This window comes from Castellaniella sp. (assembly GCF_034007085.1).
In the GTDB taxonomy this organism is placed as follows: domain Bacteria; phylum Pseudomonadota; class Gammaproteobacteria; order Burkholderiales; family Burkholderiaceae_B; genus Castellaniella.
The window spans coordinates 1-22,673 of record NZ_JAVERO010000015.1; the positions used below are offsets into that span (position 1 = coordinate 1).

Below are 22,673 nucleotides of genomic sequence, written 5' to 3' on the forward strand. Positions count from 1 at the left end.
ACGTCAATACGCTCGATCGCGTGGAACACGATCTGCAGGCCGCTGGCGTCTATGCCCTCCGGGCGCGGGGTGCCGGGCTGGACCTGTTCCTGTTCGCCGGGGATCCGTCCGAAATCCTGAACCAGTACACGGCGCTTACCGGCCGTGCTGGTCAGCCCGACCTCTGGCCCATGGGGGTCTGGCTGGATCAGGCACCGGGCCAATCCGTCGAGACCAGCCTGCAGCAGATTCGCAGCCTGCGCGACCAGGGCATGGCGCTCGATGCGCTGTTGCTGGCCGAACCGGCCATCCTGAATTTCCAGGCCGACAAGCCTGTCTTTGAATGGTCCGATCGTACCCCCGACTGGCGTGCTTTCGTGACTTTGGCGACAGCGCAGGATATCCATCTGGCGGGGTCCTGCGTTCCTGGTGTCCTGCAGGGCACGCCCTTGTTCGAAGAATGGGAAGATCGAGGCTGGTTGCTGTGTGACGCCGAAGGCGACCCCTGGGTCTGCCCCGGCACGCCGGCCTCTGGCGGGCGGCCGTTCGGGTTGCTGGACCTGACGCACCGGGACGCGGCCCGCCTGTGGACGGAACGCCATCTCCAGGCTGTGGAGGAGGGCCTGGCTGCGCCGGTCTGCCAGGCTCAGTTCGACCTGCCCGATACGGTCGAGGCCCGGGGGGGCGAGTCTGGTGCGGTGCTGCGTTCAAGCTATCCCCACCTGGCGCGCCGTGCGCTGTTCGATGCGGTTGCCGGCCCGCGCACACCCCAGGAAGGCGTGATGCTCAGCCGCGACCAGTTCCCTGGGGTGCAGCGCTTTGCCTGGCAGCAGGGGCCGGCCGTGGACAATGACTGGGACGGCTATGCGGCCACCTTGCGGGCCGCGCTGTCGGTCGGGAACAGTGGTGTGGCAGTACAGACCCATTGTCTGGGCAATGCTGCGCGCCCAACGGGTGCCATGACGCCCGAACTCTATCTGCGCTGGCTGGCCATGGGGGTCTTTTCTGCCAACTTCAGCTTCCAGGGCCTGCCGGCCCTGATGCCAGATGCTTTTGACGCCGATGTCCGCGCCCTGGTCGTGCATTGGCTGCAATGGCGCTACCGGTTGCTGCCTTACGTGGCCGGCATCATCGACGATGCCGTGCGCACCGGCTTGCCGGTCCAGCGGTCCATGGCCCTGGCCTATCCGGACGATACCGATGCGCATGCCTGGGACACTCAGTACTTGCTGGGACCCGCGCTGCTGGTCGCGCCGGTCATGCAGTCTGGCGGGGTCACAGAGGTCTATCTGCCCAAGGGCGATGCCTGGTGGGATCTGAACACGGGCTGGCGCTACGAAGGCGGCACCCGCTGGACGGTGCGTCCGGGGCTGGATACGCTGCCGGTGTTCGGTCGCGAAGGCCATATGCTGTGCCTGGGGCCAGCGGTCCAGCACACCGGAGAGATCAATTCGGCCCGGATCCTGGAAGAAGTCTGGATGTTCGGCATGCCGGAACACAATCCGGTCGTCATGCGCAACAAGATCCGTGTGATGCAGATGCAGGGATCCAGCTATATCAAGGGGCTGGAAGGCCTGCGGATCCTGCCCTCCGAGGGGCTGGAGGTCAAGCGCCGCGGCGCCGAGGTCAGGATTTCCAGGGCACGGTGATACACAGCCCCGGATCGAAATCCGGGTTTTCGTTGATCCCGTCGCGGCAGTAGCCGCGTGGATTGCAGACGACGCGGGCACCGTACACGGTATAGTCGAAACTGTCGTGCGTGTGGCCGTGGATCCAGAGATCCGCACGGCCCAACAGGCTGGCGCATTCGGATACGAAACCCGCGCTGATCAGGGATTCCGCAAAGCGCGGGTGCACGCTGCGCATGTTGGGCGCATGGTGGGTGATGACCACTGTCGGTCCTGGATGAGGCGTGTCCAGCTGGGCATCCAGCCAGTCATATTGTGCGTGGAAAAGTGCGGCGGCGTCTCGGGGCGTGAAGCGCGCGCCGTCGCCTTTGTCGATGACCTGGAAATCACGCATGCATTCTGCCGTGCGTTCCATCGCCAGGTCGCGCAGTTCGGCGCCGAACAGTTCAAAATCAGTCCATAGTGTGGTGCCCAGAAAGCGCACCCCGCCGATCACCAGGGCCCGCTGGTCCAGCAGTTCGATCCCGTGTATTCGCGCCTGGGCGGCCAGTTCCGTGCGGACGGCGGGGATGGATCCGCCATAGAATTCGTGATTGCCCGGCACGTACAGCACCGGGCGGGGGATCTGGCCGGCCCAGGCCATGGCTGCCCGGGGCCGGGCGATGTCACCGGCCAGGATGGTGACGTCTGCTGCGACATCAGGCAGTTCCAGGCCCTGCTGGCTCAGATGCAGGTCGGACAGGATATGCAGCCGCAGGGAAGGAGGGTCGGTCGGGGCGGACATGGGCCATTCTCTTGTGGTCTTGGTGGGCAGGCTTGAATGTCTTGACGTTATATTGATGTGCTGTCAAAATAGCGGGCTTCGTGGGTCGTTAGCTCAGTCGGTAGAGCACCGGACTTTTAATCCGTTGGTCGCGCGTTCGAGCCGCGCACGACCCACCAGAATTTCGTGTTGTCTTCATGCAAACAGCGCCTCCCTGCCGGGAGGCGTTCTGCCATCTGGGCGCAGCGGCATCCAAAACGAGGCGCTACGCGTGACACAGTGGCTGCGCTGCCCCCTATTGTGCGATTCCCCCATGGGTTCGTGAATCCGTGTTTCCGCGTATCGATCGTCGGGCTGCGGCGGCCTCTGCCTGTCGGGGGCTCGTGCGCAGATCGGGTCAGGTTCCGGGGCTCGCCGCGATGCCTGGCGCAGCCAGCACGACGGCCTGCGTCGTTTCCGCGTTCTTGCCGGCCTGGACCGTGAACCAGCCCTGGGGACGGGTATGTTGCCTGACCTGGGCGCGGACGACTGCTTCGGTGGCGTCGGACGGATCGTTTCTGCGCTCGCGCACGCGCGCCATCAGCGTATCGGGATCGGCTTCCAGCCAGATGCCCTGGAAGGGCACGCCGGCCTCGGCGGCGCAGCGTGCGATGGCCTGGCGTTCTGCCGGGCGGGAAAACACGGCATCGGCGATGCAGGCGTATCCTTGGGTCACCGTACTGCCCGCTTCCGTCGTCAGAGTGGCATAGACGCGGTCGGACGATTCGCGTGTGTAGCTGTCAGGCGGCAGGCGAGTTTCGGCCTGCACGCCAGCGATGCGCTTGCGGATGCGGTCACTGGCGAGGATGCGGGCGCCCGGAGCGGCGCCGATGCGGTGTGCGATGGCGGCGGCTACAGTGGATTTGCCCGTGCCGCTCAGGCCGCCGATGGCCACCAGCCGGGCCGGGACTGGCTGCAGCAGGGCCAGGGACAAGTCCAGGTAGGCGCGGGCCTGTGGGATGAGCGTCTGGCGCGCGGCGTCCGGCATGGCTGCCTGGGTGGACAGGACCTGCGCCCGGATCGAGGCACGCAGAGCCATGAAGAAGGGTAGCAGCGGCAGGCCGTCGGTGTCGCCGCTGTCATCCATGTAGCGGTTCATCACCCAGTTCGCTTCGGCTTGCAGGCCGGCCTGCCACAAGTCCATGAGCAGGAAGGCCAGGTCGTAGAGCACGTCGATCGTGGCGATCGCGTCGTTGAATTCGATGCAATCGAACAGGGTAGGCTGGCCATCCAGAAGACACAGATTGCGCAGGTGCAGGTCGCCATGGCAGCGGCGGATTTTGCCGTCGCGGGCCCGTGCGTCGAGCAGCGGCGCGTGCCGGGCCCAGGCTTCTCGCAGTGCGGCGCGCAGCGTATCGACGGCAGCGATGCCGAATGCGGGGGCCATGTCCGGGCATTGTTCGTTGAGTTCGAGCACGTCGAGGATGCGTTGCGCGCCATTCTGGACGGGCAGGCGTTCGGCCTGGGCGTGAAAGGCGGCGATGGCGCGTGCCAGCGCAGTCAGCAGCGGGCGGTCCAGGCGGCCCGCGTGCGCCAGGTGGGTGAGCAGGGTGTCTTCGGCGAAGCGCCGCATTTCGACGGCGGCATCAATCAGTTCGCCCTGGCCGTCGAGCGCCAGGGTGCCATCGGTTTCCCGGGTGATGCGCCGCGCACCCAGATACAGTGCCGGGGCCGTGCGCCGGTTGAGCGTTACTTCCCGGCGGCAGGCGTCCAAACGCAGGCTCGGGGTGGAAAAATCCAGGTAGGGCAGCCGGATCGCGCGCTTGAGCTTGTAGACCCGCTCGTCGCCCAGCAGCAGGATGGAAATGTGCGTGCGGATCGTCTCGGGGGCGTCGGTACCGGAGGCACGCAGACGCTCGCTCAGGAAAGACAGGACTTCGGACGACTCGTCGTGTGGCATGAATCTCTCTTGGAACAGGGTGTTTTCATAATCATAAGTAATATGCTATCGGGATAAGTGGTCAAATCGACATGGTAAATTCCTGTTTCGCGTCCCGCATAGGCGGGCGGTTTCTTTTCACTGACCACACACCTTGATCGAACTCGAGCACATCCGCAAGACGTACGAATCCGCCGGCCGGACGGTGAATGCGCTCGTCGACATCAACCTGAACATCCGCGAAGGCGAGGTCTTTGGCATTATCGGGCGTTCGGGCGCCGGCAAGAGCACGCTGATCCGCATGCTCAATCTGCTGGAGCGTCCTTCCGAGGGCAGCGTGCGGGTGGACGGGCGGGACATCACGGCGTTTTCCGATGCGCAGCTGCGGGCCTATCGGCGTTCGGTGGGCATGGTGTTCCAGCATTTCAATCTGCTGCGTTCGCGCACCGTGATGGATAACGTGTGTTTTCCGCTGCGCCTGTCGGGCATGCCGCGCCTGGATCGCGAGGCGCGCGCGCGCGAGGTCCTGAATCTGGTGGGTCTGGCCGACCAGGCGCACAAGTATCCGGGGCAGTTGTCCGGCGGACAGCAGCAGCGTGTGGGCATTGCCCGTGCGCTGGCCAGCAAGCCGCGTCTGCTGCTGTGCGACGAGGCCACTTCAGCGCTGGATCCGGAAACGACCCAGTCCATCCTGCGTCTGCTGGGTGACATCAATCAGCGCCTGGGCTTGACGATCGTGCTGATCACCCATGGCATGGATGTCATCCGGGCGGTTTGCGACCGGGTTGCGGTGATCGAAGGCGGGCGCATTGTCGAGGCCGGCCAGGTGCTGGAGGTATTCCTGCATCCGCAGCATGACGCGACCCGGGCGCTGTTGTCCGAGAGTGGCCTGGATGGGGGCGAGGGGTGGCGGGCTCTGGCGCAGGGCGTGCCGGGCCGTTTGCTGCGTCTGAGTTTCCGGGGCGATAACACGGCTTCCCCGCTGCTCAGTCGCCTGAGCCGTGATCTGGGCCTGGACCTGAGCATCCTGCAAGGGTCCGTCGGCCGGATCAAGGATACGCCCTATGGTCAGCTGGTCGTGGCGGCCGAAGGAACCGCTGCGGGCCTGGCTGGGCTCGTGCCGGCGCTGGAGGCGGCGGGTGTCGATTACGAGGTGCTGCGGCCATGATGGAAAATGTGGACTGGTGGTTGATCGGCGAGGCCACGATCGACACCTTGCTGATGACGGGCTTTTCCCTGCTGTTCACCGTATTGATCGGCCTGCCGGTGGGGGTGCTGCTGTTCCTGTCCAGTCCGGGGCAGGCCATGGACAATCGCATCGTCTACCAGACGGTCGCGTTCATCGTGAACGTGCTGCGCTCGGTGCCATTCCTGATCCTGTTGATCGTGATGATCCCGTTTTCCCGCCTGGTGGCGGGGACGGCGCTGGGGGTCCAGGGTTCGATTCCGCCGCTGGTGGCCAGCGCGGCGCCGTTCTTTGCGCGGCTGGTGGAGAACGTGCTGCGTGAACTGGACCCAGGCGTGAACGAGGCCTGCCGCGCCATGGGCGCGACCTCGCGCCAGACGGTGCTGTGGGCATTGCTGCCAGAGGCGACCACTGGCATTCTGGCCGCCATTGTGGTCACGGCCATTACATTGGTCGGCTATTCCGCCATGTCCGGCGTGATCGGTGGCGGTGGCCTGGGCGACCTGGCAGTGCGCTACGGCTACCAGCGCTACCAGGGGGACGTCATGGCGGTCACGGTCGTGATTCTGGTGCTCATGGTTCAGGTTTTTCAGGTGTCTGGCGACCGCTGGGTGGCCAGGCTCAACAGGCGCTCCTAGGAGAAAACTCATGTTCAAGAAATTCGCGCCGGTCCTGGCGCTGGCATTGCCCCTGGTCTTCGCTGCCCCGGTGCAGGCGGCCAAGCTGTCCGTAGCGGCCACCCCCGTGCCGCATGCTGAATTGCTGGAATTCGTCAAGCCCGACCTGGCCAAGGCCGGCGTGGATCTGGACATCAAGGTCTTCACCGACTACGTTCAGCCGAACCTGCAGGTTTCCGACCAGCAGATCGACGTCAATTTCTTCCAGCACCAGCCCTACCTGGATTCCTTCAACAAGGAACACAAGACGAACCTGGTGTCGGTGGGTCTGGTCCATGTCGAACCCTTTGGCGCCTATTCCCAGAAGATCAAGGACATCAAGGACATCAAGGACGGCGCCCAGGTCGCCATCCCGAACGACCCCTCGAATGGCGCCCGCGCCCTGCTGTTGCTGCAGAAGCAGGGCCTGATCAAATTGAAGGACCCGGCCAATATTCTGGCGACTGCCCGCGATGTGTCGGAAAACCCCAAGCATCTGAAATTCCGCGAACTGGAAGCTGCCACCCTGCCGCGCGTGCTGCCTGATGTGGATGTCGCCCTGATCAATACCAACTACGCCCTGGAAGCGGGCCTGAATCCGGTCAAGGACGCGCTGTTCATCGAGGACAAGGATTCCCCCTACGCCAACATCGTGGTGGCGCGTGCCGATCGCAAGGAAGATCCCGCGATCCTCAAGCTGATCGAGGCCCTGCATTCGGCCAAGGTGCGCGACTATATCCTGGAACACTACAAGGGCGCCATTGTGCCCGCGTTCTGAAGATTGCCGGCGCTTTGATCAAAGGGACCCCGGATGCTGACCATTCTTGGCAGGCCAAATTCCATCAACGTCCGCAAGGTCATGTGGGCCTGCGATGAACTGGGTCTGGCCTGGCAGCGGGAAGACTGGGGCGCCGGGTTCCGCGATACCCGCGCGGCCTCATTCAAGGCACTCAATCCCAATGCCATGGTGCCGGTGCTGCTCGACAAGGATTTCGTGCTCTGGGAATCCAACAGCATCATCCGCTACCTGGCCAATCGCCAGGGCAGCGGTGCCCTGTACCCGCTCGACGCCCGGGCGCGGGCACGGGTGGATCAATGGCTGGACTGGCAGGCGTCGGATCTGAATCGCGCCTGGAGCTATGCCTTCATGGCCCGGGTCCGGCAATCGCCGGCGCATGCCGATCCGGACCAGATCCAGGCGTCTCTGCACGCCTGGGCGGGCTTCATGTCCGTGCTGGACGGCCATTTGGCGGGCACCGGGGCATTCGTTGCGGGCCGTGATTTCAGTCTGGCCGACATTGCCATTGGTCTATCGGTGAACCGCTGGTTCGAGACGCCCTTCGAGCGCCCCGAACTGCCGGCCATCACCGCCTACTACGAGCGCTTGAGCGAACGCCCGGCCTTCATGGTGCATGGCCGTAACGGCTTGCCCTGAGGTTCCCGGCAGGCCCGTTCTTCGCCTGTTCCAGTTCAGGGCCAAGGGCCGCCCGCAGCGCCCACTTGCCGTGCGACTGGATCAGGATTTTCCTAGGGATTTCCCCGAAATCACGGTTCACACCCAGGGTTCAGCCCCCTTTTGGGGCAGAAATCACGGATGTTTCAGTTAACATGAAAAAGGACGCGGCGAGTCAGTCGCAGCCAATGAATCCCACAAGGAGATCTCACACATGATGCTGTCGAAAACCCTCAAGGCTGCCCTGGCGGGGCTGGCGCTGACCCTGGCCCTGCCGATGACCCAGGCCGTGGCCAAGGACCTGATCGTAGCGACCGACACGGCGTTCGTGCCGTTCGAATTCAAGCAGGATGGCAAATACACCGGCTTTGACATCCAGCTGTGGGAAGCCATCGCCAAGCAGGCTGGCCTGACCTACAAACTGCAGCCGATGGATTTCAATGGCATCATTCCGGGCTTGCAGACGCGCAACGTGGATGTGGCCCTGGCCGGGATCACCATCCGCGAGGACCGCGCCAAGGTCATCGATTTTTCCGAGCCCTACTATGAATCCGGCCTGGCCATCCTGGTCGCCAGCGACAGCCCCATCCAGAGCGCGAAGGACCTGGAAGGCAAGACGGTGGCCGTGAAGATCGGCACCGCCACGGTGGACTACATGAAGGCCAACGTGCCTTCGGCCAAGCTCAAGCTCTTCCCCAATATCGACAACGCCTTCCTGGAATTGGCCACGGGCCGTGTGGACGCCGTGGTGCACGATACGCCCAATGTCCAGTACTACGCCAAGACCGCAGGCAACGGCAAGGTCAAGGTCGTGGGTTCGCTCAAGAGCGGCGACTTCTACGGCATCGCCTTCCCCAAGGGCAGCGAACTGGTGGCCGTGGTCAACAAGGCACTGTCCGAACTGAAGTCCAACGGCACCTATGACGCGCTGTACGAGACCTGGTTCGGCCAGAAAACCAGCGCCGTGAATTGATTGCGTGTGTTTGATCGGACGGCGGCGGCCGGATGCATGCGTCCGGCCGCCGCCGTTTTTCAGGTGTCCGTCCTGCGGATGCTGATCTTCATGGAGAACGACCATGAGTTTTGAATGGTCCGCCATCTGGGCTGCCTGGCCCGACCTGATGGCCGGGGCCTGGATGACGATCCAGATCACTCTGCTTGGCCTGATCGGCGGCACGATCATCGGCGCGCTGTCCGGTGTCGTGGTGACGTATGTGCCGGTGATTGTGACCCGCCGCACGCTGTTCTGGAGTGTGGTGGCGGTCGTGGCCGCCGTGGCCCTGTTGCGGCTGGCGTCCTGGCTGGGCGATGGCCCCCTGGCCGGTGTGCCCGAATCGGCCTGGTGGGCCGTGCGGCTGGCCGTGCTTGCCCTGCTGGGCTGGCGTTTCCTGGCCTGGATTCCGCTGGCCCTGTCTTTCCTGGCCCAGGTCTACATCCTGGTGATCCGGGGCACGCCGATCGTGGTGCAGGTGATGTTCATCTATTTTGCACTGCCACTGCTGGTGAACCTGCGCATCGATGGCTTCACGGCTGCGACCGTGACGTTGATGATCAATTCCGGGGCCTACATTGCCGAGATCGTGCGTGCCGGCCTGCAGTCGGTGCCCAAGGGGCTGTACGAGGCCGGGCAGGCGATGGGCCTGCCGTTTCACAAGATCCTGGCCCGCATCATCGGCCCGGTAGCGTTGCGGCGCATGATTCCGACCATGGGCAACCAGTGCATCATCAGTCTCAAGGACTCGTCCCTGTTCATCGTGATCGGGGTGGCCGAACTGACGCGCCAGGGCCAGGAGATCATTGCCGGCAATTTCCGCGCCGTGGAAATCTGGGGGGCGGTGGCGGTGATCTACCTGTTCATGACGGGCTGCATTGCGCTGGCGCTGAAATTCATCGAACACAGGACGCGCATCGTATGAGCATCGTCGAATTCAAGAACGTCACCAAGCGCTTCGGTGACAATGTCGTGCTCGACGGCATCGACCTGAGCATCGAGCCGGGCGAGGTCGTGGTCGTGGTCGGCCCTTCCGGGTCGGGCAAATCCACGTTCCTGCGCTGCATCAATGTGCTGGAGACCATCCAGGGCGGGGACATCATCGTCAATGGTCACAGTGTCCTGGGGCCGCCTGCCCAGGTGCGCGAATTGCGCCGCGAGGCCGGCATGGTGTTCCAGCAGTTCAATCTGTTTCCCCAGCTGACCGCGCTGGAGAACGTCATGTTCGGTCCGATCCACACGCGCGGCACGCCCCGTGCCCAGGCTCGCGAACAGGCGCTGGACCTGCTGTCCAAGGTCGGGCTGGCTGACCGTGCCGGCCATTATCCGGGCCAGTTGTCCGGTGGCCAGCAGCAACGTGTGGCGATTGCCCGTGCGCTGGCCATCAAGCCGATGTTGATGTTGTTCGATGAACCGACCTCGGCGTTGGATCCGGAATTGCGCCACGAAGTCCTGCGGGTGATGCAGGACGTGGCCGAGGCGGGCATGACCATGATCGTGGTCACGCACGAAATGGAATTCGCCCGCAAGGTCGGCAGCCGGTTGATCTTCATGGACGGCGGCAAGATCGCCGAGGATGGCGACCCCGAGACTCTGCTCAGCCAGCCGCCCAGCCAGCGGCTGCGGGATTTTCTGCAGCACGTCGCATAAGCGCGCGGATGCGCCGGCCCGGGCTGGCCGGGCGGCGTATTCAGGCTGGAAGGCGGCGGTCAGCGTCCGGAAGTGACGCGGAAGGTGCGTGTGGCGATGACTTTGTCGGATCCGTCGGCCATGATCTGGATGGTGACCTGGCGTGGGCGAAAGGCCTTGTGCGGCAGGTCGGCGCGACCTTCGACGACGATGTAGCGGCCCATGTCCAGGGGCTGCTCGACGAGATCGGCATAGGCGGTGTTGCCGTTGGGATAGGATCCCTGGGCGATCAGTTTGATCCGGCCGTGCAGGGTGGGGGCTTCGGATTGGCCGTCCGGGAGATCCTGGATCAGCAGGATGCGGTAGTCCAGGCCGCCGTCGCGCGCGATCATGTCAGCGCTGCGGATGCCGGGCGAAGTCCCGCGCGGATCGGGGGGAATGGCCTGGATCAGGCTGGCGACGCCGGCCTGCATGTCGGCGGCCTGCTTGCGCAGCTGTTCGGCGCGGGCGGTCTGTGCCTGCAGGTCCTGCTGCGCCTGCTGGATCTGGGCCTGGATCTTGCTGGATTCGGCGGACAGGCGCTGGTTTTCCAGGTTGACGGTGTTCAGGTCCGTGCGCAGTTGTTCGGACTGTTCAACCGTGAGGCGCTGGGGACCGTAGCTGCGCTGCAGGAACAGCACGCCTCCGGCGCCCAGGATCGCGCCGGTGATCAGCAGCAACAGCCAGCGAGGGATCCCGCGGCTGCGCCGGGTATAGCCATAGGGCGTGGGTTTGAACGTAGGGCGTTTCGGGCCGAGCGACATGGCAAAATCCTGAATTGCTTGATGCTTGAATAATATGGTGCGGCAGCGCGCCATGGAGGCGCAGGTGCGAAACTAATTAGGATAAACGGTTTCGGGGCCACGCTGGGACTGAGCCACATCCGGTTGCGATTTTATGGATGTGGTCAGACAGGGCGCCCGGCCAGCGTGGCGTCCAGCGCGGCCAGGCGTTCTGGTGTGCCGACGTCGATCCAGCGCCCCCCGTGCCGTTCGCCGCTGACGGCGCGGGCCGCCATGGCGCGGCGCAGCAGCGGCGCCAGCGGCGCGGCGCGATTCGGATCCGTGTCGGCGAACAGGGAAGGGTGGTACACGCCGATCCCGGCGAATGTCAGTGTCGGGGTTGTCGCGTCCGGACGCGGCGCGACCCGATTGTTGGCCTGCAGCGCGAAGTCGCCTTCCGGGTGGTGGGCGGGATTGTCGACCAGGACCAGATGCGCCAGGCGTTCCGCAGGCCAGGTGGCTGCAAGCCGGATGGCCCGTGACGGATCCCAGTCGCACCAGATGTCGCCGTTCATGACCAGAAAGGGCCGGCCCCGGAAAAAAGGCAAGGCCCGGGCGATGCCTCCTGCCGTTTCCAGAGCGGGGGATTCGGCGGAGTAGCGCAGTTGCACGCCATAGGCCCGGCCGTCGCCCAGCGCGGCTTCGATGCGTTCGCCCAGCCAGGCGTGGTTCACCAGGATGTCGGTGATCCCGGCCCGGGCCAGGTGTTCCAGGTGCCAGGCGATCAGGGGGCGGTCGCCCACCGGCAGCAGGGGTTTGGGACAGGTGTCTGTCAGCGGACGCATGCGTTCGCCGCGGCCGGCGGCCAGGATCATGGCGCGCATCAGAAAGAGAACCCGTCTGCCTGTGGCACGCGCTCGGCCTGGTCCAGCAGGCGCAGCAGGGGGTGGAAGACGGCGTAGCGCCCTGCGACCTGGCGCACATAGGCCTGCACCCGGGGCATGTGATCCAGATAGTGGTGCTTGCCGTCGCGGTGCGACAGGCGGGCGAAGACGCCCAGGATGCGCAGGTTGCGCTGCAGCCCCATCCATTCGTAATCGACGTGGAACTGGGCGAAGTCATCCGGGACCGGCAGCCCGGCCGCCCGTGCGTATTCCCAGTAGCGGATGGCCCAGTCGAGCTGGCGGGCCTCGTCCCAGGTGGTGCGGGCGTCCATGGCCAGTGAGGCGATGTCGTAGCTGATCGGGCCGGCCAGGGCATCCTGGAAATCGATGATGCCGGGCGTCGTGTCCGGCATGTCGGGCCCGAGCATCAGATTGGGCGAATGGAAATCGCGATGCACGAGCACGCGCGGCTGTGCAGCCGCGCGCCGCGCCAGCAGGTCGAAGATCCCGGCCAGTGCGGTTTGGGCGCCTGCGTCAGGCGCATGGCCCAGGTGCGTGCGCAGGTACCACTGTGGAAAGACAGCCAGTTCTTCGAGCAGGCGGGCCTCGTCGTAGGGCGGCAGGCCGTCGGCCGGGCATTGCTGCAGGGCGACCAGCGCGCGCAGGGCGCCCCGGTAGTGCTGCTGCAAGGCGGCCTCGTCCTGTTCCAGGCCATTGCGCAGGGCGTCATAGAAGGTCTGCTGGCCCAGATCGGAGAGCAGCAGGAAACCCTGGTCGATGTCCTGGGCCAGGATCCTGGGCACGCACAGGCCGCCCCGGGCCAGCAGACTGGCGATGCGCACGAAGGGTGCGCAGTCCTCGTGGGGCGGTGGAGCGTCCATGGCGATCACAGTGCCGTCCACCGCCTGCAGGCGGAAATAACGGCGGAAACTGGCGTCGCCGGACACTGGGGCGAGGCTGTCCCGGATCAGGCCCAGCTGGCTGGCCTGTTGGTCCAGCCAGCTGCGCAGGGCGTCCAGGCGGAGATCCGGATGAGGGGTAGGAGTCATGCGCGGGATTCGGAAAAGATTCGATGAAAGGTCAAGACGGCGGATCGACCAGGACACGATATGGCCTGGCTTCTCTATAATACTGGGTCGCTGGTCGTCGCGGGAGGACTGATCGGCCGCCGTCTCTTTCAACCATTTCGGGGAACCGGGTTTTGACGCATTGGATCGGTCGCATCATTTTCCTGGGCTTGTGCCTGCCGGCGCCAGTCTTTGCGGCACAGCCTTCGCCGGATGCGGATGGGATGCGGATGGTCGGCAGTCTGCGGCTGCACCCCACCCTGAAAGACGACGCCTTGGCGTCGTTTCTGATCGGTGACGACATCAGCCGGGACGCTGATGGACGGGTGATGCTGCGCGGCAAGGCCCAGGTCCGTCGGCTGGACGCCGTGATCAAGGGCGACCGCATCGATTACCAGCAATCCACAGGTCAGGCCGATGTCCGCGGCAACGGTCTGATCATCCGCGACGGTAATCTCGTGCGCGGTCCGCACCTGCGCTACAACGTCGAGACCGAGCAAGGCTTGATTGAACAGCCGCGTTTCTGGCTGGGCGGCGCGGCCGGAGCAGGCACGGCCGACGAGGCCGAAGTCCTCAGCCGCCAGCACATGCGCTTGAAGAACGTGCGCTACAGCGGCTGGCCCGGGCCGGATCCGGCCTGGACCATCGATTCCAGCCGTGTCGATCTGTACCTGGACAAGAACGAGGGTGTGGCGCGTCACGGGGTGCTGCATTTCAAGGGTGTGCCGATCCTGTATTCGCCCTATCTGACGTTTCCGCTGGGCAAGGATCGCAAGACTGGTTTCCTGTTGCCGACCTACGGCACATCCAGCAACGGGGGGGTCGAGATCACCACCCCGTACTACCTGAATCTGGCGCCGAACTACGACGCCACGCTGTATCCCCGGTACCTCAGCAAGCGCGGCCTGTTGCTGGGCACGGAATTCCGCCACATGAGCGCTGCGTCCCATTCGGAACTGTTCGGCACCTACATCATGCGCGACCGCCAGACGAGCGAAAAGCGCTGGATGTATTCCGTGCAGCATACCCAGACGTTGGGCAAGGGCTTCAGCGCCTACCTGGACGCGCGCAAGGTCTCGGACGATGACTACTTCCGTGATTTTTCATCCTTCGGGCTGACGGACGCCGCCATCACCTACATGCCCAGCCAGGCGCTGCTGTCCTGGTCTGGCAACCGCTATCTGTCCGGATCCCTGCAGTTCTACCGCTACCAGACCCTGCAGGACAGCACGGGCTCATTCCTGGCACCCCCCTACGACATGCTGCCCCAGCTGACCTTCAACGCGCAGCGCTATGGCTGGCATGGCCTGGATGTGGTGTCCACGAACACGGCCACGCGTTTCGTGGCGCCGATCTATCATGGCGATGCCTTTCCCGAGATGTCCGGCCGGCGCCTGATGCCCAACGGCACGCGCCTGACATCCTATACCTCGATTGCGCGGCCCTTCGTGCTGCCCGGCGCCTACCTGACGCCCAAGGTCGGCCTGCACATGGCCCAGTACGAGACAGAATGGTTTGCCGCCACGCCGGGCATGGGGCAGTTTGCCGGTCGTCCCCGCAGCCAGTCGCGGGTGCTGCCGATCGCTTCGGTGGACACGGGGCTGACGCTGGAACGCCAGGCCTCGTTGTTTGGCAACGCGGCCATCCAGACCCTGGAGCCGCGTCTGTATTACCTGTACGTGCCGTACCGGGACCAAACGGATCTGCCCGTCTTCGACACGGGGCTGGCCACCTTCAATTATCAGCAGGCCTTCGATGAGAACATCTTCAGCGGTGGCTGGGACCGCATCGCCAACGCCAACCAGCTGACCGTCGGCCTGACCAGCCGCTGGCTGGATGCCGATACCGGGTTCGAGCGCCTGTCCCTGTCGCTGGCCCAGCGGTTCTATTTCGATTCGCAGAAAGTCACGCTGTCCAGCGAAACCCCCCGCAGTGATACCCAGTCGGACTACCTGGTCGGGGCCAAGGCGGCGCTGACCGATACGTTCTCGGTGTATTTTGATGGTCTGTTCGACCACGAGACCCAGAAACGCAACCGGCTCAGCAGCGGCGTTCGCTGGACGCCAAAACGCCTGGCCACGGTCTCGCTGTCCTACCGCTACGAACGTGACATCAATAGCTATGCCGACCCCTATCGGGTACTGCCCGAGGGGACCGTGCCGACCAGCCGGGAACAGCTCAGCCTGAGCGGCCAGTGGCCTTTCAGCCGGCGCTGGTACGGGGTGGGCCGCTATGATTATTCCCTGGCGGAAAAGCGCAACACGCAGTCCATCGTGGGTCTGGAATACCGCGGGGATGGCGGTTGGGCCGCGCGCGTGGTGATGCAGCGCTACGCCGTGTCGGCCCAGAAGACCAACACGGCACTGTTCCTGCAGCTGGAATTGACCGGCCTAGGGTCTCTGGGAACCGACCCCATGTCTTTGCTGGCTGATCGCGTCATCGGCTACCGGCCCGTGACTCCCCCCATACCTGAAAAAACCGTTTTCGAGAGGTACGAATGATGTCTGGCTTGCGTCATCCCGCCCGCGCCCTGGCGCTGGCCATCGTGCTGGGTGCCTGGGTGTCGGCGTCCGCACTGGCGGCCGGCAAGCCGGCTCATCGCGCGGCACCCGCCCAGTCTTCGCCGGCGCCAGCCGCCGTGTCCGAGCAATTCGTGGATGGAATTGCCGCCATCGTTGACAAGGAAGTCATCACGCTGGCCCAGGTCGATGCCAAGACGGTCCAGGTGCGCCGCCAGATGGAACAGCAGCACATCCCCGTGCCTGAAGCGTCCATCTTGCGGCGCCAGGTGCTGCAACAGATGATCAATGCCACCCTTCAGGACCATGAGGCCCGGCGCGTCGGCATCCGGGTGTCCGATGCCCAGGTCGATCGCGCAGTCCAGGCCATTGCCCAGCGCAACCGCATCACGCTCGAGCAGTTGCAGCGCGAGATCGCCAACAGTGGCATGGGTTGGGACGATTACCGCGCCGATCTGCGTTCCCAGATCCAGGACGATATCCTGCGCCAGCGTTTCGTCGAGGACCGCATCACCATCAGCGACAGCGACATCGATGCCTTTCTGTCCATGCACGCTGATCAGCCGATGGACGTCTCGTCTGTGGCTGCGCCGGCACCCGAACCCGAACCCGAACCGGCACCGGCCCCGGTGGGCCCCGAACTGGTCGAACTGGCGCAGATCCTGATCGAGGTGCCTGATTACGCCGCCGACAGCGTTGTCCAGGAAAAGCGCCAGCAGGCCGAGGCCATATTGCGCAAACTCCGGACTGGCGCTGATTTCGCCGGGATGGCGGCGGCCGCGTCAAATGGCCCCCAGGCCCTGGAAGGGGGCAACATGGGCATCCGGCCCCTGCGTGACTGGCCTGATCTGTTCGTGCAGGCCATTGCGAACACGCCGCCTGGCGGCATCAGCGGGATCGTGCAGAGCGGCCGCGGGTTCCACATCCTGAAGGTCCTGCGCCGGGGTTATGCCCAGCGCCCGGCGCCCAGGTCGGCCCAGGCTGCGCCGGCGCAGCCCGCCCAACCGCCTGCCGCCGCAGTCGCCCGGGGTCCCGCAGGCCCCATGATGGTCACGCAGACCCATGCCCGCCACATCCTGATCAAGACCTCCAAGGTCGTGGATGATGCCAAGGCCCGCGCTACCCTCGAAAGCTTGCGCACCCGCATCGCGCATGGCGAATCCTTTGCCGAACTGGCCAAGCGCTATTCCGAGGATGCGTCCGCGCCCCAGGGCGGCGACCTGGGTTGGCTCAATCCTGGCGAAACCGTGCCGGCCTTCGAGCAGGCCATGAATGCCCTGCAGGACGGTCAGGTCAGCGAACCGGTCCAGTCGCCGTTCGGCTGGCACCTGATCCAGGTCGAGGGCCGGCAGACCAAGAACATGGAACAGGAATTCCGTCGCATGCAGGCGCGCCGCGAACTGATGGAACGCCGCATCGGGCCGGCTTATGAAGACTGGCTCGATCAGCTGCGCAGCCAGGCCTACATCGACAATCGCCTGGAAAAGGCAGCAGGTGGCGGTGCGCGCTGACATGGGGGCAGGGCACCAGGCGCGCAAACGCTTCGGCCAGCATTTTCTGGTCGATGAGTCGGTGGTGGATGCCATTGTGCACGCCATTGATCCGCAGCCGGATGATGTCATGGTCGAGATCGGCCCGGGCCTGTCGGCGCTGACGGCGCCGCTGCTGGACCGGCTGGCTCGGTTGACCGTGGTCGAACTGGATCGCGACCTGGCCCAGCGCCTGCGTGGCCGTTGGGGTGAGGATCGCCTGCGGGTGGTCCAAGCCGATGCCCTGGCCGTGGATTTCGGTGATCTGGCGCCTGCCGCCGATGCAGGTTCAGGCCAGGCCGATGCCGCCCGTTTGCGGGTGGTGGGCAACCTGCCCTACAACATTTCCAGCCCGCTGCTGTTTCATTTGCTGCGTTGGGCCGACCGGGTGCGCGACCAGCATTTCATGCTGCAGCGCGAAGTCATCGAGCGCATGGTGGCTCGTCCCGGCGATAGCCAGTATGGGCGCCTGTCCGTCATGCTGCAGGCGCGCTACCGGATGACGCACTTGTTCGATGTGCCGCCTGATGCCTTCGATCCGCCGCCCCGGGTGATGTCGGCGGTGGTGCGCATGCGCCCTCTGGCGCATGATGCGTTGCGCCAGCCGCGCGATGCGCAGGTGTTCGAACGACTGGTGGCGCGGGCTTTCGAGCAGCGCCGCAAGATGATCCGGGGCAGCATGGGCGCCTGGGCGGAATGGCTGGACTGGGATGCCCTGGGGATCGCCTCGACGGCGCGGCCCCAGGAATTGACGGTGGCGCAGTTCATGGACATGGCCGACGCCCTGTCCGCCGCTGGTGTGATCCCGACTGCATGAGAGAACCCCCTTTTCGCCGCCGGGCCGCCCCAAGGCGAAATCGGAGCGCCTTGCAAGGCGCGACGTGGGGAGATGCCGCAATCCACGACGATCCACGAGGCGCAAAACCCTAGTCTTCTCTCCCCGAACGCTGGATCAGCTCGATCTTGTAGCCGTCGGGGTCTTCGACGAAGGCGATTACGGTGGTGCCGTGTTTCATGGGGCCGGCTTCGCGCACGACCAGCCCGCCGCGCGACTTGATGGTGGCGCAGGTGTCGTAGGCGTCCTCGACTTCGATGGCGATGTGGCCGTAGCCGGTGCCGATGTCATAGCGGTCGGTGTCCCAGTTATGCGTCAGTTCGATGACTGCGCCGTCGGCCTCGTCCTGGTAGCCGACGAACGCCAGGGTGAAGCGGCCTTCCGGGTAGTCCTTGCGGCGCAGCAGCCGCATGCCCAGGGTTTCGGTATAGAACATCAGGGAACGGTCCAGATTGCCGACTCGCAGCATGGTGTGCAGCAGGCGCATGGTGTGATCCTCCTCCGGTTGCGCAGCAATGTCTCATCATACTCAGATCAGCGGCAAAGTATCCGGAATCTGATGGCGCAGCGCATCACGCGCCGCCCGGAAGTCCGGACAAAGTCGCTCGACTTCGCGCCAGAAATCCGGACCGTGGTTCATTTCTTTCAGGTGGGCGACTTCGTGGGCGACCACGTAGTCGATCAGCGCCGGGTCGAAATGAATCAGGCGCCAGTTCAGGCGGATGCGTTTCTGGCTGGTGCAGGAACCCCAGCGGCCCTGGGCGGACGACAGTCCCCAGCCCATGATGGATTGTCCTGCCTGCTGCAGGCAGTGTTGCAGCCGTATCTCGAAATCGATGCGCGCACGCGCCTGCAGCCATGCCTGGGCGCGGTCCTGAATGCGGTCGGGTTCGGCGCCATCCGGCAAGGGCAGGTACAGCCGATCGCCGGTGGCCGGTGCTGCCGGGTCGCCTTCGTAGTGGGCAGGCCGGGCGCCATCCAATTGCAGTTCGATGGCCACGCCCAGGTATGGGATGCGCCCGCCCGGACGCCACTGATCGGCCTGCAGGGCCAGCAATTCCAGCCGCCGCTCACGGTCCTGGATCTTGTCCCGGATCCAGGCGGACCGCTGCCGGATGGCGTCTTCGATCTGAGTCCGTGTGGCCCAGGCAGGGGCCTGGATCGCCAGGCCAGTGTCGCGGATGTGCAGTCCGATGGTCTTGCGCCGCGCCCGGCGCAGCGTATAGTCCAGCGTCCAGCCGTTCAGGTCCAGGGTCTGCCAGCGGGTGCCGGGGGGGAGCCCAGGCGGCGGGGTGTCCGGCGTCAATCGGTCCGGCGTCAATCGGTCTGGTGTGGATGCCGGTCGTCGGAGTCCGGGGGGAGGTGCATGCTCCGGGACAGGCGTGGGCTCGATGGTGCCGGGGCCGGCCACGGGAGAGTCGGCCGGCCCGAACAGATCGAGCTGGCGGGTTTCAGGGGCGGGCATAGCGCTCGGGGTTGAGGCGCCGCATTTCGGCCTCGATCCAGTCGCGCACGGCGTTGTTCAGGGACGCCGGGGTGTGGTTCGCCGGGTCGATGGCGGGTCCGAAGGACACGGTGACCAGCCCCGGTGTTTTCAGGAAGGCATTGCGTGGCCAGCATTCCCCGGCATTGTGGGCGACGGGAATCACCGGGGCGCCCGTGCGGCAGGCCAGCAGCGCGCCCCCCTGTTTGTAGCGCCCGGTTTCACCGGGTGCGACGCGGGTGCCTTCGGGGAACAGCACGGGCCAGCGGCCTTCTGCGAGGCGCCTGCTACCGATCTTCACGACCTGATCGAAGGATTCCTTGCCCTTGGTGCGGTCGATGGGAATCATGCTGAGCAGCGCCAGGCTCCAGCCAAAGAAAGGCACGCGGTGCAGTTCCTTTTTGTAGACGAAGACGACGTCACGCGGCAGCTTGACCGCGAAATAAAGGGTTTCCCAGGCCGATTGGTGCTTGGACAGAATGATGGCCGGCCCTGTCGTGGGCAGGTGTTCCCAGCCTTGCGCCTGATAGCGCATCCCCAGGATCCAGCGCGCGCCCCACAGGGCCATGCGCGGCCAGCCCAGGGTCAGGCGATAGCGCCAGGACAGGGGCAGCGGTGCCCACAGCACGCAGCACAGGGCGTAGGGGATCACCGTCACGACCAGAAAGGTCATGTAGCAGGCAGAACGCAGGTAGGTCATGGCGTGGTCTTCAGCAGGGTGTCGGCCACGGCCGCCAGATCGTCACAGACCTGGGTGCCGGCAGGGAGTTCGCCGCTGGTGCCCGAGGTTTCCCAGGTCTTGCGGCCCTTGCCGGTCAGGACCAGCCAGGGGACACAGCGTACCGCAGCCGCTGCCCGCAGGTCGCGCAGGCTGTCGCCCACCAAGGGGATGCCGTCCAGGCGCACATCCAGGCGCTGGGCGATGTCGTGCAACATGCCGGGCAGCGGCTTGCGGCAGCGACAGCCATCGTCTGGGCCGTGGGGACAGCAGAATATGGCATCGATGCGCCCACCGGCATCGGCCACCACCTGGCGCATCCGGGCGTGGATCGCACCCAGGGTTTCCATGGTGAACAGGCCGCGGGCGATGCCGGACTGGTTGGTGGCGACGACCACGCGCCAGCCGGCCTGGCTTAGGCGGCCGATGGCCTCTGGGCTGCCGGGGATCGGGATCCATTCTTCCGGCGACTTGATGTAGGCGTCGCTGTCGTGGTTGATGACCCCATCGCGGTCCAGGATGATGAGCTTCACTGGGTCAGCCTCGACAGGTCGGCCACTTGGTTCATCAGGCCATGCAGGGATCGCAGCAATGCCAGACGATTGGCGCGTACGCGAGGGTCATCGGCCATGACCATGACGTCGGTAAAGAACGCATCGACGGCGGTGCGGGCCTGGGCCAGGATCGCCAGGCTGGCGGCGAAATCACCGGTCTGCAGCAGGGCGGTGGCTTGGGGTTCCAGGCGGGCAATCGTGTCGGCCAGCTGGCATTCGGCGGGCTCTGTCAGCAGCGCTGGATCGAAGCCGGGTTGTGAGCCATCGGTTTTTTTCAGCAGGTTGCTGACGCGCTTGTTGGCGGCCGCCAGGGATTCTGCTTCGGGCAGCGAGGCAAATCGTTCGCAGGCCTGGACGCGCGCGACGACCTGATGCAGCGGGGGCCGCAGGGCCAGCACTGCATCGATGGCCGAGCGGTGGTAGCCAGAGGCCAGCTGATTGCGATACCGTTCATAGACGAAGTCCAGCACGGCTTCGACCGTGCCTTCGGCGATCAGGCCGGGCGCAAAACCGGCAGCGGCCTGTGCCAGCAGGGCAGCCAGGCGTGCCGGAGTGTCCTGGCTGGCCTGCAGCCGGCCACCCGCCGTGAGCTGTTCATAGGCGCTGATCAGGCCCAGGGCGGCGCGGCGCAGGCCGTAGGGATCGCGTTCGCCGGTAGGAGCCAGGCCGATGCCCCAGATGCCCACCAGGGTTTCGGCGCGTTCCGCCATGAACAGGACTGCTGCCGTGAGCGTGCGTTCCGAGACGGGCTCGTCCAGGCGGATGCGATATTGGTCACGCAAGGCGCGCGCGATTTCTGGGGCCTCGCCGTCGTGGGTGGCGTAATAGGCCCCCATGACGCCTTGCAGTTCGGGGAATTCGCCCACCATCTGGGTGCCCAGATCGGCGTGGGCCAGCAGGGCGGCGCAGTCGGCCAGTTCGGTCTGGCCGCCCAGCAGGGGCGCCAGCCAGCGCGCCAGCGCGCGCACGCGCTCGGTGCGCTGCAGCTGGGTGCCCAGCTTGTTGTGATAGACGCTGTTGGCCAGGTCGGCCACCCGGTCGGCCAGTGGGGTTTTCAGGTCGGTCTGGTAGAAGAACTGCGCGTCGGCCAGGCGCGGGCGGACCACTCGCTGGTTGCCCTGAATGATGTGGACCGGGTCTGCGGGCCGCATATTGCTGACGATCAGGAAGCGGTGGGTCAGCGCGCCGGTGGCTGGGTCGAACAGGGGGAAATATTTCTGGTTCAGCCGCATCGTCAGGATCAGGCATTCCGGCGGTACGGCCAGGAAGGCTTTCTCGAAGGCGCCGACGTAGACCGTCGGGCGTTCGACCAGGGCGGTGACTTCGTCGAGCAGCGCATCGACTTCGGCCCCCTGGCCGATGGTCGCCCCGACCGAGGCCGAAGATTCGGCCAGTTGCTGGGCGATGAGCGCGCGCCGTTGGGCGAAGGACGGGACCACGAGACCATCGGTGGCCAGGCGGTCGGGCCAGGATTCGGCTGATTCGATGGACAGGGGGCCGGTTTCCAGGAAGCGGTGGCCCAGGGTTGTTCGGCCGGCTTCCAGGCCCAGCACGCGCACGGGCACGATGTCCGTGCCCCACAGGGCCAGCAGCCGCTGGGCCGGCCGCACGAATTTGACGCTGCTGTGGCCGTCGGCCAGCTGGTATTGCATGACCTTGGGGATGGGCAGGTGCGTGACGGCGTAGTCCAGGGCCTGCTGCAGGCCGTCGGCCAAGCGGGTGCCGGGGGCGGTGCCTTCGGCGTAGAGCACGTCCTGCTTGCCGTCGTGTTTGCGGGCCAGACGGTCGGCGCCCAGGTGCCCCAGTCCCTTGGACTGGAGTTTTTTCAACAGCGCCGGGGTGGGCTTGCCCGTGTCGTCCAGGCCGATGGCCACGGGCATGAGTTTTTCGGCGTAGGCCTGGTCGGGCGCCTGGCCCAGGACGGCGTCCAGTTGCACGGCCAGTCGCCGGGGCGTGGCGTAGGCGGTGCAGGCGCAGGACCCGGCCAGCAGGCCGAGCGTGTCGAGCGTCTTGCGGATGCCTTCTGCGAAGGCCCGGCCCAGCGCGTCCAGCGCTTTGGGGGGGAGTTCTTCGGTGACCAGTTCGACGACCAGTGTGCGCGTGTGCGGATTCGTGCTCAT

General features: G+C 65.4%; 21 protein-coding genes and 1 tRNA gene. 12 read left to right on the forward strand and 10 right to left on the reverse strand.

Annotated features, from left to right (window positions below; all coding sequences use genetic code 11):
* Nucleotides 1-1,628: glycoside hydrolase family 31 protein (locus RBR29_RS02820; RefSeq protein ID WP_320347033.1), on the forward strand; the 1,628-nt coding region annotated here is incomplete at its 5' end.
* On the opposite strand, the gene RBR29_RS02825 is transcribed toward RBR29_RS02820, so the two are convergent.
* Nucleotides 1,606-2,391, reverse strand: coding sequence for a metallophosphoesterase (locus RBR29_RS02825; protein ID WP_320347035.1), 786 nt, complete (start codon nt 2,389-2,391; stop codon nt 1,606-1,608). The two genes, RBR29_RS02820 and RBR29_RS02825, sit on opposite strands and share 23 nt — an antisense overlap.
* Nucleotides 2,392-2,473: 82 nt before the next feature.
* On the opposite strand from RBR29_RS02825, the gene RBR29_RS02830 reads away from it, so the two are divergent.
* A tRNA-Lys gene (locus RBR29_RS02830) sits at nt 2,474-2,549 on the forward strand.
* A gap of 218 nt (nt 2,550-2,767) precedes the next feature.
* Here the strand turns inward: RBR29_RS02830 and RBR29_RS02835 are convergent.
* Nucleotides 2,768-4,309, reverse strand: coding sequence for an AAA family ATPase (locus RBR29_RS02835; RefSeq protein WP_320347037.1), 1,542 nt, complete (start codon nt 4,307-4,309; stop codon nt 2,768-2,770).
* 133 nt (nt 4,310-4,442) lie between these two features.
* On the opposite strand from RBR29_RS02835, the gene RBR29_RS02840 reads away from it, so the two are divergent.
* From RBR29_RS02840 to glnQ, 7 genes are all read left to right on the forward strand, one after another.
* The gene (locus tag RBR29_RS02840) at nt 4,443-5,456 is read left to right on the forward strand and encodes a methionine ABC transporter ATP-binding protein (protein ID WP_320347039.1); all 1,014 of its coding nucleotides are present in this window, start codon (nt 4,443-4,445) and stop codon (nt 5,454-5,456) included.
* The gene (locus RBR29_RS02845) at nt 5,453-6,112 is read left to right on the forward strand and encodes a methionine ABC transporter permease (protein ID WP_320347041.1); all 660 of its coding nucleotides are present in this window, start codon (nt 5,453-5,455) and stop codon (nt 6,110-6,112) included. The genes RBR29_RS02840 and RBR29_RS02845 overlap by 4 nt, the downstream gene beginning before the upstream one ends.
* A gap of 10 nt (nt 6,113-6,122) precedes the next feature.
* Nucleotides 6,123-6,908 carry a MetQ/NlpA family ABC transporter substrate-binding protein gene (locus tag RBR29_RS02850; RefSeq protein WP_320347043.1) on the forward strand — a complete coding sequence of 262 codons (786 nt, stop codon included), beginning with the start codon at nt 6,123-6,125 and terminating at the stop codon, nt 6,906-6,908.
* Between the two features lie 33 nt (nt 6,909-6,941).
* Nucleotides 6,942-7,565 (forward strand): glutathione S-transferase, encoded by a 624-nt coding sequence (locus RBR29_RS02855; RefSeq protein WP_320347045.1) that lies wholly within the window; start codon nt 6,942-6,944, stop codon nt 7,563-7,565.
* A gap of 235 nt (nt 7,566-7,800) precedes the next feature.
* Nucleotides 7,801-8,556, forward strand: coding sequence for a glutamine ABC transporter substrate-binding protein GlnH (glnH, locus tag RBR29_RS02860; protein ID WP_320347083.1), 756 nt, complete (start codon nt 7,801-7,803; stop codon nt 8,554-8,556).
* Nucleotides 8,557-8,659: 103 nt separating this feature from the next.
* Entirely contained in the window at nt 8,660-9,499 is an 840-nt protein-coding gene (locus RBR29_RS02865; protein WP_320347047.1) for an ABC transporter permease subunit, read from the forward strand.
* Nucleotides 9,496-10,224 (forward strand): glutamine ABC transporter ATP-binding protein GlnQ, encoded by a 729-nt coding sequence (glnQ, locus tag RBR29_RS02870; RefSeq protein WP_320347049.1) that lies wholly within the window; start codon nt 9,496-9,498, stop codon nt 10,222-10,224. The genes RBR29_RS02865 and glnQ overlap by 4 nt, the downstream gene beginning before the upstream one ends.
* Nucleotides 10,225-10,283: 59 nt before the next feature.
* Here glnQ and RBR29_RS02875 read toward each other — a convergent pair whose 3' ends face one another.
* From RBR29_RS02875 to RBR29_RS02885, 3 genes are all read right to left on the reverse strand, one after another.
* Nucleotides 10,284-11,006, reverse strand: a complete 723-nt coding sequence (locus RBR29_RS02875; protein ID WP_320347051.1) for a hypothetical protein — start codon at nt 11,004-11,006, stop codon at nt 10,284-10,286.
* A 143-nt stretch (nt 11,007-11,149) separates the two neighbouring features.
* Nucleotides 11,150-11,848 (reverse strand): N-acetylmuramate alpha-1-phosphate uridylyltransferase MurU, encoded by a 699-nt coding sequence (gene murU / locus RBR29_RS02880; RefSeq protein ID WP_320347053.1) that lies wholly within the window; start codon nt 11,846-11,848, stop codon nt 11,150-11,152.
* A complete protein-coding gene (locus RBR29_RS02885; protein ID WP_320347055.1) occupies nt 11,848-12,897 on the reverse strand; it encodes a phosphotransferase in 1,050 nt (349 codons plus the stop codon). Before RBR29_RS02885 ends, murU begins: the two co-directional genes overlap by 1 nt.
* 152 nt (nt 12,898-13,049) lie before the next feature.
* Between RBR29_RS02885 and RBR29_RS02890 the strand changes: the two genes are divergently transcribed.
* Genes RBR29_RS02890 through rsmA form a run of 3 tightly spaced genes read left to right on the forward strand, consistent with a single transcriptional unit; the run spans nt 13,050 to nt 17,780 of the window.
* The gene (locus RBR29_RS02890) at nt 13,050-15,416 is read left to right on the forward strand and encodes an LPS-assembly protein LptD (RefSeq protein ID WP_320347057.1); all 2,367 of its coding nucleotides are present in this window, start codon (nt 13,050-13,052) and stop codon (nt 15,414-15,416) included.
* Nucleotides 15,413-16,945, forward strand: a complete 1,533-nt coding sequence (locus RBR29_RS02895; RefSeq protein ID WP_320347059.1) for a peptidylprolyl isomerase — start codon at nt 15,413-15,415, stop codon at nt 16,943-16,945. Before RBR29_RS02890 ends, RBR29_RS02895 begins: the two co-directional genes overlap by 4 nt.
* 1 nt (nt 16,946) lies before the next feature.
* Nucleotides 16,947-17,780, forward strand: a complete 834-nt coding sequence (gene rsmA / locus RBR29_RS02900) for a 16S rRNA (adenine(1518)-N(6)/adenine(1519)-N(6))-dimethyltransferase RsmA (protein WP_320347085.1) — start codon at nt 16,947-16,949, stop codon at nt 17,778-17,780.
* A 109-nt stretch (nt 17,781-17,889) separates the two neighbouring features.
* Here the strand turns inward: rsmA and gloA are convergent, their stop codons facing one another.
* From gloA to glyS, 5 genes are read right to left on the reverse strand one after another with little or no spacing between them, the layout of a single operon-like run.
* On the reverse strand, nt 17,890-18,285 hold the full coding sequence (gloA, locus tag RBR29_RS02905; RefSeq protein ID WP_320347061.1) for a lactoylglutathione lyase: 396 nt from the start codon (nt 18,283-18,285) through the stop codon (nt 17,890-17,892).
* 42 nt (nt 18,286-18,327) lie between these two features.
* On the reverse strand, nt 18,328-19,263 hold the full coding sequence (locus tag RBR29_RS02910; RefSeq protein ID WP_320347063.1) for a SprT family zinc-dependent metalloprotease: 936 nt from the start codon (nt 19,261-19,263) through the stop codon (nt 18,328-18,330).
* Nucleotides 19,250-19,981 carry a lysophospholipid acyltransferase family protein gene (locus RBR29_RS02915; protein WP_320347065.1) on the reverse strand — a complete coding sequence of 244 codons (732 nt, stop codon included), beginning with the start codon at nt 19,979-19,981 and terminating at the stop codon, nt 19,250-19,252. Before RBR29_RS02915 ends, RBR29_RS02910 begins: the two co-directional genes overlap by 14 nt.
* Nucleotides 19,978-20,532 (reverse strand): D-glycero-beta-D-manno-heptose 1,7-bisphosphate 7-phosphatase, encoded by a 555-nt coding sequence (gene gmhB / locus RBR29_RS02920; RefSeq protein ID WP_320347067.1) that lies wholly within the window; start codon nt 20,530-20,532, stop codon nt 19,978-19,980. Before gmhB ends, RBR29_RS02915 begins: the two co-directional genes overlap by 4 nt.
* Complete coding sequence (gene glyS / locus RBR29_RS02925; RefSeq protein ID WP_320347069.1) at nt 20,529-22,673, reverse strand: glycine--tRNA ligase subunit beta; 2,145 nt, start codon at nt 22,671-22,673, stop codon at nt 20,529-20,531. Before glyS ends, gmhB begins: the two co-directional genes overlap by 4 nt.